The organism is Paraperibacillus esterisolvens, assembly GCF_046237625.1.
In the GTDB taxonomy this organism is placed as follows: Bacteria; Bacillota; Bacilli; order Bacillales; family DSM-1321; genus Paraperibacillus; species Paraperibacillus esterisolvens.
In genome coordinates this window covers 224810-237770 of record NZ_CP143545.1, presented here as the reverse complement: position 1 = coordinate 237770, position 12961 = coordinate 224810, and the positions used below count along the sequence as shown (strand labels likewise).

The 12961-nt window shown below is 46.8% G+C and carries 12 protein-coding genes and 1 riboswitch; of the genes, 3 read left to right on the top strand and 9 right to left on the bottom strand.

All coding sequences use genetic code 11. The annotated features are described in order from the left end of the window. Positions 1 to 414: 414 nt before the first annotated feature. The 5 genes from V1501_RS01305 to V1501_RS01285 form a co-directional block, all read right to left on the bottom strand. Positions 415 to 1794, bottom strand: coding sequence for a UDP-N-acetylmuramoyl-tripeptide--D-alanyl-D-alanine ligase (locus V1501_RS01305; protein ID WP_409291087.1), 1380 nt, complete (start codon positions 1792 to 1794; stop codon positions 415 to 417). Between the two features lie 119 nt (positions 1795 to 1913). After that, positions 1914 to 2984 (bottom strand): D-alanine--D-alanine ligase, encoded by a 1071-nt coding sequence (locus V1501_RS01300; RefSeq protein ID WP_409291086.1) that lies wholly within the window; start codon positions 2982 to 2984, stop codon positions 1914 to 1916. 300 nt (positions 2985 to 3284) lie between these two features. Next, on the bottom strand, positions 3285 to 3605 hold the full coding sequence (locus tag V1501_RS01295; RefSeq protein WP_409291085.1) for a DMT family transporter: 321 nt from the start codon (positions 3603 to 3605) through the stop codon (positions 3285 to 3287). Further along, a complete protein-coding gene (locus tag V1501_RS01290; protein ID WP_409291084.1) occupies positions 3602 to 3952 on the bottom strand; it encodes a DMT family transporter in 351 nt (116 codons plus the stop codon). Before V1501_RS01290 ends, V1501_RS01295 begins: the two co-directional genes overlap by 4 nt. A 4-nt stretch (positions 3953 to 3956) precedes the next feature. Next, positions 3957 to 4535, bottom strand: coding sequence for a TetR/AcrR family transcriptional regulator (locus V1501_RS01285; RefSeq protein ID WP_409291083.1), 579 nt, complete (start codon positions 4533 to 4535; stop codon positions 3957 to 3959). 575 nt (positions 4536 to 5110) lie between these two features. Between V1501_RS01285 and V1501_RS01280 the strand changes: the two genes are divergently transcribed. Beyond that, positions 5111 to 6010, top strand: coding sequence for a cation diffusion facilitator family transporter (locus tag V1501_RS01280; RefSeq protein WP_409291082.1), 900 nt, complete (start codon positions 5111 to 5113; stop codon positions 6008 to 6010). Positions 6011 to 6048: 38 nt separating this feature from the next. Here V1501_RS01280 and V1501_RS01275 read toward each other — a convergent pair whose 3' ends face one another. Then, entirely contained in the window at positions 6049 to 6816 is a 768-nt protein-coding gene (locus V1501_RS01275) for a hypothetical protein (RefSeq protein WP_409291081.1), read from the bottom strand. Positions 6817 to 7433: 617 nt separating this feature from the next. Here V1501_RS01275 and V1501_RS01270 point away from each other — a divergent pair. Beyond that, positions 7434 to 8051: a histidine phosphatase family protein gene (locus V1501_RS01270; protein ID WP_409291080.1), complete on the top strand. Its 618-nt coding sequence runs from the start codon at positions 7434 to 7436 to the stop codon at positions 8049 to 8051. Positions 8052 to 8136: 85 nt separating this feature from the next. Here the strand turns inward: V1501_RS01270 and V1501_RS01265 are convergent, their stop codons facing one another. Then, positions 8137 to 9225, bottom strand: a complete 1089-nt coding sequence (locus V1501_RS01265) for a citrate/2-methylcitrate synthase (RefSeq protein ID WP_409291079.1) — start codon at positions 9223 to 9225, stop codon at positions 8137 to 8139. 108 nt (positions 9226 to 9333) lie between these two features. On the opposite strand from V1501_RS01265, the gene V1501_RS01260 reads away from it, so the two are divergent. After that, positions 9334 to 10212, top strand: coding sequence for a LysR family transcriptional regulator (locus V1501_RS01260; protein WP_409291078.1), 879 nt, complete (start codon positions 9334 to 9336; stop codon positions 10210 to 10212). A 96-nt stretch (positions 10213 to 10308) separates the two neighbouring features. Here V1501_RS01260 and V1501_RS01255 read toward each other — a convergent pair whose 3' ends face one another. After that, positions 10309 to 11181, bottom strand: coding sequence for a sulfite exporter TauE/SafE family protein (locus V1501_RS01255; RefSeq protein ID WP_409291077.1), 873 nt, complete (start codon positions 11179 to 11181; stop codon positions 10309 to 10311). Between the two features lie 126 nt (positions 11182 to 11307). Beyond that, a complete protein-coding gene (locus V1501_RS01250) occupies positions 11308 to 12555 on the bottom strand; it encodes a cation:dicarboxylate symporter family transporter (RefSeq protein WP_409291076.1) in 1248 nt (415 codons plus the stop codon). An 87-nt stretch (positions 12556 to 12642) separates the two neighbouring features. After that, a riboswitch (cyclic di-AMP (ydaO/yuaA leader) is annotated at positions 12643 to 12791 on the bottom strand. Positions 12792 to 12961 lie beyond the last annotated feature (170 nt).

Here is a 12961-nt window from a genome sequence, read left to right as displayed (position 1 = left end):
ATCGGATTTTATCGCCTTAAAGAATATGTTAACAGTATAACAAAGCCTTTGCAACTAAGGAAAGTATTTGAAATAAACGATTTCCCGTTTGATAGCGCTCCCACACCTGCTGATGCTCACTTCAGGCTTTATAAAATATTATTCCTCCCCTCACCCCAAAAAGCAGCTGGCTCTGCCGGCCTTGTTTCTTTATTCCTAAGATTGCCGGACTGCATTTAATTTATACGTGAAGAACTGGCGGACTTTGACAGACACCAGCCTGTCCAGGCATTAATTCCACACCGGCTCTAATTGGATATCGGGGAAGGAACAAAAAAATCCGGAGACATCAGCCGCCGGATTAAATTGCTTAAAAAGTTTTCATAACAGTTTTCAGCCCTTTAGGAGGCCCAGCCTTTAATGTACATTTTTTTATTAATTATTCTGCAGCGCTTCTACAACCTTTTCTAGTTCCATTCCCCGGGAAGCCTTGACAAGTACAAGATCATTTTCGGAAACGGTTTCCTTCAGGGATTCGGCCAGCTCCATTTTATCCTGGAATACGTGGACATCACCGCTGTCAAAACGCTCGGAGGCACCTTTGGCAATCCATACTCCCAGCTCGCCGAATGTATATACCTTGCTGATGGCTGCGGGATCAATCATCTGGCCTACCTTGTAATGGAAATCCCGTTCGTCCGGCCCAAGTTCCAGCATATCGCCAAGCACAACATACTTCTTATTGAAACCGGCTATTCCCGCTGCCAGTTCAATGGCCGCCTTCATGGATGTAGGGCTGGCATTGTAAGCATCATTGATGACGGTTTCGCCCCTAGTGCCTTTAGACATCTCCATCCTCATTGCAGTCAGTGTAATATTCCTCAATCCTTCGATAATTTTATCCTGGGGCACCTGAAGGCACTGGGAAGCCGCGATGGCAGCCAGGCTGTTCAATACATTGTGGGTGCCGAGGACTGGAATGCTGAGCGTTTTTCCAGGCATCACATTCACTTCAAAGCTTGTGTCTGCAGTTCCGCTTGTTATATGCAGCGGATACAGATCATTCGTATCACTCTTTCCGAAAGAACGTATTTCAAATGGAGATCCCGGCTTTATGCGCTCTGAAAGAAGAGGTTCATCGCCAAAATAAATCAGCGTACCGCCCGGCTTCAATCCCTCTATGATTTCAAGCTTTGCTTCGGCAATTCCTTCTCTTGATCCCAGATCCAGCAGATGTGATTCCCCAATGTTTGTGATTACGGCAACGTCCGGTCTGCCCAATTGTGACAAGAACTTAATTTCGCCTTTTGCGCTCATGCCCATTTCAAGGACCACCACATCGGTATCCTGCGGCATGGAAAGGATCGTAAGCGGCAGGCCGAGATGATTATTATAATTGCCGGATGTCTTATGTACTTTATAGACAGTGCCAAGGATGGAAGCTGTCATATCCTTGGTTGTGGTCTTGCCGTTGCTTCCGGTAATGCCGACCACCTTTGCCCCCAGTTCATTCCGATAGCTTTTGGCAAGCTCCTGGATGGCAAGCAGGGTATCCTCCACTACGATTATAGGAAGGTTTTCCGGCGGGTTTGGAACATCCTTCTGCCAGAGGGCAGCCCCGGCCCCTTCTTGCAGAACCTTTTCAACAAATTCATGGCCGTCAACGCGTGCACCTTTAAATGGCACGAACAGATTTCCCGGAGTGATTTTCCTTGTATCGATGGCAGCTCCTTCAAACATGGTCTCCTTAAAGCTGCTGATATCATTCAAGCCTCCGACAGTTTCATAAATCTCCGCCAATGTTTTTTTTATCATGGAATCCTCCTGCATATGTAAATTTTCAGTTTCGAATTAAAGAGGCAGAAGCCCGGCATCTGGTCGATTCCGCTTCTGCCCATGCCCCTGCTTTTTTGCCCAGTGCCAGGGGCTCTCTTTTAGAATGTATATTTTATCTTCTGTTTTTCCTCATGGCGTTCCACCGCATAGCCGACCAGCTTTTCAATCAGCTGAGGATAATCGACACCTGTATGCTTCCATAGCAGCGGGAACATACTGAAAGGTGTAAAGCCCGGCATAGTATTTACTTCATTGATATAAATACTGTTATTGTCATCGACAAAAAAGTCCGCCCTGACAAGGCCTGAGCAATCGAGAGATTTAAATGCCCGCACAGCCTGCTCCTTCAATTCTTCATATAGAGCCGGATCAAGCTCTGCCGGGATGATCATCGCGGTATCTCCATCTTCATACTTCGCCTTATAGTCATAGAAATCCTTTTTAGCGACGATTTCACCGGCAACCGACACTTCCGGATTATCATTTCCAAGGACACCCAGTTCAATCTCGCGTGCCTTCACACCCTGTTCAATGATGATTTTACGGTCAAATTGGAAGGCTTCCGCAAAGGCTGCTTCCAGTTCTTCGCGGTTTGTACATTTGCTGATCCCGACGCTTGAACCCAGGTTGGCAGGCTTAACGAAGCAAGGATAGCCAATCTCGGTCTCTACCTTTTCATAAGAAGCTCCGCGGTTGTTCTCCCACTCGGATCGGATGAACCACACATACCCTACCTGCGGCAGGCCGGCCTGTGCAAATATATTTTTCATGATGACTTTATCCATTCCGGCAGAGGAAGCAAGGACCCCATTGCCTACATAAGGAAGATTCAGGAGTTCAAGCATCCCCTGAACGGTCCCATCTTCTCCGTTTGGTCCGTGCAGCAGAGGGAAAATGACGTCAAATGAGCCCTTTTCTTCCTCTTGAAGAGTGAGTGCCTGGTCCATTGATACCGGACTGCTTCCGGCCTTAAACTCCAGTTCTTTGACCGAAGAGGCCGGCGCAGTGAGCTGCGGGCCGTTAACCCATTTTCCCTCCTCAGTTATGTAAATGGGATGAATGTCAAATTTATTTAAGTCAAGCGCCTTGATGACGGCAAGCGCTGTCTGCATGGATACCTTATGTTCAGCTGATTTTCCCCCGTAAAGCAGGCCCAGTTTCATTTTCATCGTAAATACCTCCAATTATCTTTAAAGCACATTCTATTGTACCATTTATCCGGATAAACGAAACAAATTACCACTGTCTTCTATGCTTGTTTATAATGGAAAAACTTCCTTTTTACTGCGGAAAGGGGGGGGATCTGCATCTATCAGCAGGCTTCCTGCAGCCAGGTGTGCACTTCATTGATCTTTCCGGCTTACCTGCAGTGCCCTGCTCCACCCCACGCCTAATTGTGTTTGAAAATCATTCCTTTCAGCATATGAAAGGACGGGCTGTACCTGTGCAGGAGAAACTAAAATTTAATATTAGTGCGGCGAGACGATTCTCAGGCCGATTACCCCAATGATGATCATCAGCAGGAAAAAGATGCGCAGGGGCGATTTTGATTCCTTAAAGAAAATCATCCCCAGCACCACACTTCCGGCCGCGCCGATCCCTGTCCAGACGGAGTAGCCAGTACCAAGGGGTATGGTCAACAAGGCAATTGACAGGCAGTAGAAGCTGATGATGGCTGCCCCGAAGGTCAGCAGACTGTAAAAAGTATCTTTAAAACCATTCGAGAGCTTCATGAAAATGACAAATCCGATTTCCCCAATGCCGGCAGCAAGCAAGAACAGCCAGTTCATGTTGTTTCATTCCCTTCTTTTGCGCCGTCTGTTGTGGTCAGCTTCAAGCCAACGATCCCCGTAAGCAGAATGACAAGAAAAACGATTTTCATCAAGCTTACAGCTTCACCAATAAAGAACCCGATAATGACGGTACCCGCTGCCCCTATTCCGGTAAAGACAGCATAGCCCGTGCCGATCGGAATATAGGCAATCGCTTTTGAAAACAAGAAAAAGCTGATGATCATGAAAACCACCGTAACAATAGTGGGCACGGCTTCCGTGAACCCTTCAGATTCCCTCAGCCCGAATGCCCAGACGATTTCCGTCAATCCGGCTATGATTAAATATATCCAGCTCGGTTTCATTGCATCAAGACTCCTTTTTAATGGAAAACCAAAAGAATTTCCAGATTTGTTCCCGCCGTCTCAATAATTCATCCAGCTCATAAAGATGCTGCTCAAAGAAAAGGCCGTCAAGCAGGCAGAAAAAACTGGAGTGAACTTCATCAAGATCTAAGTTCTTTAATATATTCCTCTTCATCCCGAGATCCAGGATGGATTTCATCATTTCTCCGGAAAGGACCTCAAAGTGGATGATCTCCTTTTTAATGCGCTCGTCAAGGCTCGCTGGCGGAAAGAAAACAGCCCGCTTATAGAAAAGCAGCTCTTCCCCTTTTCCTGCAAAATCCCCAAGATGATAAAACAGCGCTTTTATATCCCGTTCTATCTCCCCGCTGTCCTTCTTTATCTCTTGAAGCTTTTTCATTTCCTTAAGAACAATATCCCTCAATACTGCTATATATAATTCTTCCTTAGAAGAGAAATGCGCATAGATGGAAGGTGTCTTAATCCCAACCGCCCCTGCTATCTGTGACAGGGCTGTTCCCTCATAGCCCCCGGCAGCAAATAATTCTAGAGCTTTCTTCCTTATAAGATCTGCAGTGTTCAACCGGTTTACCGCCTTTCTGTTTTACCTAACTATCGTTAGTTAGATAATAGCAGAAAAAAGATTGTTTGTCTTCTTTTGGTTGTGCAGCTCTTTCCAGTGCTTTATGAAGTGATTGCAGCCTCTAGATCGGCATTCACAATTTCTATGGAAGGAGAAATAGAATGAAGACCTTTTTGGAGATGATGCTTGACTGAAATGTCCTTCATTGGGGGGATGAGGACCTTTTTGGAGATGATGCGTGATTGAAATGTCCTTCATCAGGGGTATGAAGACCTTTTTGGAGCTGGAGCGTGATCGAAAAGGCCTTCATCCCCGCAGCCGGAGGCGGAGCATCTCCAGCTGAATTTACCCTTTTTATCCGCTAGATTGCGAACACATCTAAAACTATTCTCCCTTTCCCAAGTTTAGGCAGGCGAAAAAGAGATAAAAATAGAGAAACTGATTATCATGGGTTTTATCTTTACACAAACTTATTGGCTGGACTCAACATAATGGGCTGTACTAAAAAACGTTGCTCTAGACCCACCATTTATCGATTTGGTAACATAGCAAAAGATTATTTACGAGGTGAGAACGTGGGAGCAAGAGAATCCATTGCAAAAAAAGTAGCCTGGATCAGCGTCTGGAGCAATATCATACTTACGCTCGGGAAGATCCTTGTCGGACTTTCCGCTAATTCTGATGCAGTCTTTGCGGATGGAATTCATTCCGCGGCAGATGTTTTCGCGTCTGTCATTGTCCTGCTTGTTATCAGGATTTCCAATAAGCCGGCCGATGAGGACCATCCCTATGGCCATGGCAAGGCGGAGGTCATCGTTTCAGGCATTGTCGGCATCGTGTTATTATTGGTCTCCTTTTATATTGTTTACGAGGCGGTCATTGGCTTCTTCCACCCAATTGAGACACCGAATCTGATTGCGGTTTGGGTTGCCCTGTTCTCCTATGTGACGAAGGAGATTCTGTACAGATATTCACTTAAAGTATCGAAGGAGTATAAGAGCAAAGCAATTGAAGCCATCGCATTTGATCATAAGGCGGATATCGCTGCCTCTATCGCGGCCGCTGCGGGTGTTTTCCTATCCATCCTGGGCGGCAGGTTCCATATCGATATTTTGCTATACGGCGACAAGATTGCGAGTATATTCGTGGCCTATCTAATTTTTAAGATAGCGCGGGAAATGCTTGCTGAGGCTTTTCATATCCTGCTTGAAAGAAGTGTGGCACCGGAAATTCTCCAGCAGTATATCGAGGTGATTGAAAGCTATAGCGACGTGAAGAGGATTGATAAAATCCGCGCCAGGGAGCATGGCCATTATGTCCTGGTGGATATCCGTATATCCATCGACCATGACAAGTCCATCAAAGAGGGTCATGATCTTACAAGGGACATTCGGAATGCCCTCATCAGCAAGTTTGATAATGTGGAAGAAGTGCTCATCCACTTGAATCCGTATTTTTCAGAAGATGATACTTAAAGAGCATAAATAACCGCAGGCCCGTTTGGTGCCTGCGGTTATTTTTCAATCTGCCATTCTCTTGTTTTTCTTTGGAAGACAATATGCCCCGCCGGAATGCCTGTGGCAGCCGCTGTAAAATCCTCCATCATATCATCCATATTCACATAATCCCCGAGGAGCCAGAAGGGAATTTCAATTCTATTTCTGTTCTGCTGTATATGCCTGAAGGAAATAGCAGCCCCTTCTGCGAGATAGGCCCGGAGTTCCTGCAGCACAGAGGCAGGCATTGGCCCGTACTCTGCCTTCTTCCGGAGACCGCCAAGCCAGGATCTTTCCCTCTTGAGCAGTTCAAGTTTTAATGGGATCAGATTCCCCAGCAATTCATAAAAAGTATCCATGGATCGGTAATACGTTTTATTAAACCAGCCGTCATCGTGGGCAAGATAAACAAACGAATTATTGAGCTGACGGTAGAAGGGAGGCTTCAGATGTCCTTTGCAATGGCCGAGATAAAGCAGTTCTGCTATTTCGTGGCCGTCCAATTGATCCAGGCTGCCTTCTTCTTTAAAGTCGATCCAGCAGAAATCTCCATAGCTGTATACATTCTGCTTCATCAGACTCGGCAGCTCTTCCCGGGTCACATAGTCCATGAGCGTATTCAAATTGAATTCTCCATCCTCATACTTATGCTTTAAAAGCAGCAGATTAGGAAGAACCTGGTTCAGGCTCGCTGTGAATTCCTTGAACTCCATCCCATAGGACACCACAAACCTTTCAGAAGCCTGCAGGTGAAGGTATAAAACATCCCGAGTCTCTAATTTCATTTATTTTACCTCCGATATGAAAACCACCCATCCTGCCAATCCGCTTCATAATCCTGTGGACTCAGGTACCGGTCGATTATAGACTATTTTCATTCTTTCCGAAATAATAAGTAAATATATCATATATAGGGAACATTTACTATTATACCAATTGCAGCAGCTGACTGGTGCGGGCAGTATAACCGCTGTGCCTGCGCCTTACTCCGCTGAACAGCCTTTTTGTGTTTGTTCCTGCTCTTGTCCTCCGCGCATGGGCAGCGAATAAAAACTCAAGTTTCTTTTATATCATAGCTAAGTTCCCCTATTGCCTTTATAATTTGCGGGAGTCCGTTCTGTTCCTCATTATAAATCCTCATACTGAGGGACAGTAACCTGTTCTGCACGTTCATGCCTTGACAATTTACCTTCAACAGAGAACGTACACTGTTTGCAGGCTATGCCTTTAAAACCAAGCTCCCCTTTCCTCACAAACTTCTCCTTTCAAGTCTCGTTTACCTCTACCTCCGCGCCAGTCGTGAAACCTGCACGCAGTCAGGGTTTAAGCAAAAGTTCGGATAAAATATAGAAATGCTGTAAAATAGCAGGGCAGACATCATGGAACAAAAGGAGACTTTTTTGTGCTGACCATATATCTTGTAAGACATGGAAAAACAGAATGGAATGTGGCCACGAGGTGGCAGGGCTGGGGCAACGGGGAATTGACCCCTGAAGGCGTGACGGGTGCTGAACGCCTTGCCGGCCGGCTGAAGGATGAGCCGATTGACCTGGTGTATTCAAGTTCGAGCAAAAGAGCCTGGCATACGGCTGAGATCATCATTGGAAACAGGCCGATCCAGATCCTGAAGGATGACCGCCTCCGCGAAATGCATTTTGGCGACTGGGAAGGCAGGACCAAGGAAGATGTCATCAGTCAATATGCCAATGAAGTAAAAGCTTTCTGGGAAACCCCGCATTTATATGCCCGAAATCAGGGAGAACTGTTTCAGGATGTATACGCACGGGCGGAAAATATGTGGAATGAAATTTTGGAAAAGCATTCCTCAGGAACGCTGCTGATCGTTTCCCACTCAATCTTTTTAAGGGTACTGCTTTCTTTCATTAAGAAAACACCCCTCGAAGACCTATTCAAGCAGACTCCCCTTTTGAACACGAGTCTGACCAAAATTGAAGTGAAACAGGGACAGCCTGAAATCATCTTTCAAGGAGATGTTTCCCATCTTCCCGTGCAGGAATAAAAAACAAAAGGGAGCTTCGTGACAATTGCAACTCCGCCCCTTTGCCCCAAAAAAGCCGGCGTCCCGTAAACGGGTATGCCGGTTCTTATTTATTGAAGGTCCCGATATAGGCCGCCTCCGGCCGGTAAATGGCATTATCTTCCGCCTGCTCCAATACATGTGCACACCATCCTGCTGCACGGGCTGCGGTGAAGGTCGGAGTGAAAAGGTCTGCATCAAAACGAATGGCCCGCATGACAGCAGCGGCGTAAAACTCTACATTTGTATAGAGGCGCCTGCCGGGTTTATATTCTGCAAGCAGGCGGATGGCCCGGCCTTCTACATAGCGTGCCAGATCCAGCCATTTATCCTGCCGGCCAATGTCTTCAGCAAGTGAACTCAATGCAGCAGCCCGCGGATCCTGCGTCCGGTAGGCCCGGTGCCCGAATCCCATCAGCTTCTCTCCCCTCTCTAATCTGCCTCGCAGCCAATCCTCCGCTCTTTCTTTGGATCCTATTTCATCCAGCATGGCGGTTACACCGCTTAGTGCCCCGCCGTGAAGAGGGCCTTTCATCGTGCCGACTGCCCCGCATATCGCAGAAACTAGATCTGATTCCGATGAGCTGATCACCCTCGCCGAAAAGGTGGAAGCATTCAATCCATGCTCCATCCCAAGAATCATATAGGCTTCGAGGGCCCTCACATGTACCGGATCGGGAGTTTGTCCGCTCAGCATAAATAAATAATTTTCCACATGACTTAAATCTGCCCGGGGTTCATGATGCCGGGTACCGTTCCTTTCGTGATGGTAATGGGCAATGATAGAAGGAATCATGCCGGTTATCCGGGCTGATTGATCAGTGGTGGGCTTCCAGCCGTATTCTTCTGTCCCCAGGGCAGATACTGCTGTACGGAGCGCCTCCATCAGGCCCATTTCTGACGGGAGCATATTAAGCATCTTCCTGATATAATCGGGAAGGGCCCTTGCCTCCCTCATTCGGTCTTTTAATCCGGACAGCTCCTCTCTGCCTGGCAGCTTTTTGTGCCAGAGCAGATAACAAACCTCCTCAAAGCTGCATTCTTCAGCCAGTTTCCGCGCTTCATGCCCCCTGTACACAAGAATGCCCTGCTCTCCATCAATAAAGCTTATTTCCGTTTCCGCCGCTGTTACCCCTTTTAAACCTTTTGCTATCACGAGAATCTCCTCCTTTTCTATTTATTATATCTGGCTGAATTGATATATAATAATGAATAATCAGACAATATTTGATTATGAATATTAATCAGGAGAGAGGGAATATCCTTGGAATTCAAATGGCTGAAAACCTTCATTACAGCAGCAGATCTTGAAAACTTCCGCCAGACGGCAGAGGAGTTATTTATTTCGCAGCCAACTGTAAGTGTTCATATAAAACTCCTCGAAGAAACCCTCGATGTCCTGCTGTTTGAGCGGATCGGCAGACGAGTGCTCCTTACCGAAGCAGGCAGGAGATTCCTGCCTCACGCTGTAGCAGCAGCCGGGTCCTATAAGGGCGGTCTTGAAGACCTGCACCGGCTGAAGCAGGGGCTGGCGAAAAAGCTCACACTGGCCATCTCCCCGCTCATCGCTTCCTCAATCATGCCTGTGATCCTCCACAGATATATGGAGCTGAATCAAGACCTGGAATTAGAGGTGCAGGTGTTAGACTCCAAGGATATCGGCAGTGCGGTCCTGTCGGGGAAAGCAGATCTCGGCCTCTCCCGGATGAATATCCTCCACCCTGAATTAATTGTCAGCCAGCTTTATGAGGATAAGCTGCTGCTTTGCGCACCGCGGGACGGGCGGGATATTGAAAGCGGACCTCCTCTGGACGCGGCTGAAATCCTCTCCACCAAGAGGCTCATCATTCATAACCACCCTGAGTATTGGGAAGGACTGCTGAAGGAGCTGAAGCAGCACCTTCCTTTACAGACCATGGTTGTCTCAGAGGTCCATGTTACAAAGCGTTTCATCGAGGAAGGGCTGGGCGTTTCATTCCTTCCTGTTTCCACCGTGCGGAGAGAGCTCCTTGAGGGCAGGCTGCTTGAAATAGACTTCCCGCTATTCCCCCTGCCTGCCGCACGGACATATACAGTCATGAAATATCAGCACTCCATTCAGCTGGATTTCCTGTCTTTTTTGAAAAAATTCCGCCTCCCGTGATGTATTCCGGCAGAACGAACACAACAGGGGGTGAATTGGAGCAAGGCAGAACAGGCCTCCTTTCCACAAAAAATAGAGACAGATTTCTCTGCCTCCTCAATTTTCGCCATAGAGCCTTTTTTTCTTGAACAAACGCATAATGGATCTGCTTAGCACAAACAAGACAAATAACAGTAAAATGGCCAGCCCTGCCTCATTTTGGCCCGCCAGCTTTGCAAGTACACTGAGTGTGGTAGTCAGATACAGCAGCCCAAGCATGGTCTTGATCTCTGCACTTGTGAAATAATTGGTCAATCGGACTCCTGCCTGCGCTCCCAGGAGGCCGCCGGCAAGAAGGAGTACCGGAAGTTTATAATCGAATTCCACATTCAGCGCATAGCTGGTAAAACCGGCTGCCACAATCATTAAAACACCGACAATGCTTGTGCCTACAGCCTTTTTGGCTGATTCACCAAAGAAAGAAATCAAAAGCGGGACAATGATAAAGCCCCCGCCGACTCCAAGTGCTGAAGAGACGAAGCCGCCGGTAAAGCCGATCAAGACAAGAGTCATTAACGGTCTCTGCACAATGACCTGCCCTGCCCCTGAAGCGGCCCTTTTGCTTTTTTTCAGCATGGAAAAGGCAAAATAGAGAAGCAGCACGATATAGAAAATAGGAATGATTGTATCATCGTATCCTTTTTTCTCAATGAAAAAGATGAGCGGCTGTGCAAGCTGGGTGGCTGCAATACCGCTCAGGCCAATGATCAGTGAATTTTTCAAGTTCGTATTTTTCTGCCTGAAGTGGCCTGCCATCCCCGATACAGAAGTTCCCATTGTATAAAACAGGCTGACCGTAATCGCCTCAACCGGACGGACTCCGGTCAAAAGAAGGATGGGCGTCAGGAACATCCCGCCCCCAATGCCGAACATCCCTGACATAATGCCGATCACAACACCGAGCATTATGTAAAAAAGAATAAGATCCATTTCTAAAACTCCTAACACTATCAATACTTCTATCTTACCACTTCAAGGGAATTCTATAGCCATTTATCCTCAGCCTCCCGCACAGCGGTAAAAAGAAAAAACCTTATGGGGAATGTCCCCATAAGGTTATGCAGCTTTCTCTCCGCTGCCCGGCTCGATTTTGTGTCCTTCCCATTTGGCTATAACAATGGTCGCCAGGGAGTTTCCTACGATATTTACGCAGGTGCGGGCCATATCAAGGATTCTGTCGATTCCCGCGATAAATGCCAGGCCTTCTACCGGCAGGCCGACTGACCCCAATGTGGCAAGCAGGACCACAAAGGATACGCCAGGAACTCCGGCAATTCCCTTAGATGTAACCATAAGCACGAGAAGCAGGGTGATCTGCTCGCCGATGCTCATATGAATTCCATACATCTGGGCGATGAAAATGGCGGCAAGCGCCTGGTAAAGAGTGGATCCATCCAGGTTGAATGAGTATCCGGTAGGTATGACAAAAGAAGTTATAGTCTTAGGCACACCGAGCTTTTCCATTTTTTCAATCAATCTAGGTAAAACGGTTTCTGAACTTGAAGTTGTATATCCCAATATCAGTTCATCCTTCAAATATCCCATTAATTTGAATATGCTGAAGCCGCAGAATTTAGCGACAATTCCCAGGACAACAATCACAAAGAATATCATGGTCCCGTAAACGGTGATTACGAGCTTCCCAAGCGGGACCAGCGAGCTTAACCCAAACTTGGAGACGGTAATCCCAATCAAGGCAAATACGCCGAGCGGGGCCAGCTTCATAATCAGGTTGGTTACATAGAACATGGCGTCCGCTGTTCCCCTGAAGAATGCAAGAACCGGCTTTCCTTTTTCCCCGATGGCTGCAATCCCGAGGCCAAACATGACTGAAAAGAAGATGATGGCCAGCATGTCACCGTTAGCCAATGCCTGGATGGGATTGGCAGGTACAATATTGACAAAGGTTTCTGCAAAGGAATGGTGTTCCTGCGTTTCCGCTGTATCCACATAAGAGTGGATATCTGTCTTGGATAGACCGCTTCTGTCTACGCCTGCACCCGGCTGGAAAATATTCGCCGCCAGAAGACCGATGACAATCGCGATGGTTGTGATCACTTCAAAATACAGAAGTGTTTTTCCGCCTATCTTGCCGAGTGATTTCATATCACCCGTGCCGGCTACCCCCACAATCAGACTTGAGATGACGATCGGCACTACAATCATTTTAATTAAACGGAGAAATATATCCCCTATTGGCTTCAAGTACTCCTCAACGGCCGGGTTTCCGTAGAAAATTGCCCCGACTGCGATACCTAAAGCAAGACCGATGAAAATCTGCCATGCGAGACCGATTTTTTTCATGATGTATCTTCCTCTCCTTAAATTATTTAGTCCATTAAGACAAAAAAAGTACACTGAGGGCTCCTCAGTGTACAGATATTCTGCTACACATGTTCCCTAAGCTGCATACGAGGTTAGCTGTCGGATTCGGACATGGAAACAATGCCCTACCTTTTTTAAAAAAGGATTCACCCCTAGTAATGCGATGCATTACAATTCCCGGTTCCCCCGCTCATTGGACTAAGCGTATTGTATTAAGATATTAGTATAATATATTAATATAAATAATGTGTAAATAGGAATTTATATGCAATGGCAGTTTTGAGGCTGCTTTTATGGAATACGAAGGTTGATTTCCGTTCCTTAATGCCGCATTTCACGGCGGAAAGGGGCTTCGGTTTTTCCTGAGAAATCTCAAAAAAAAATA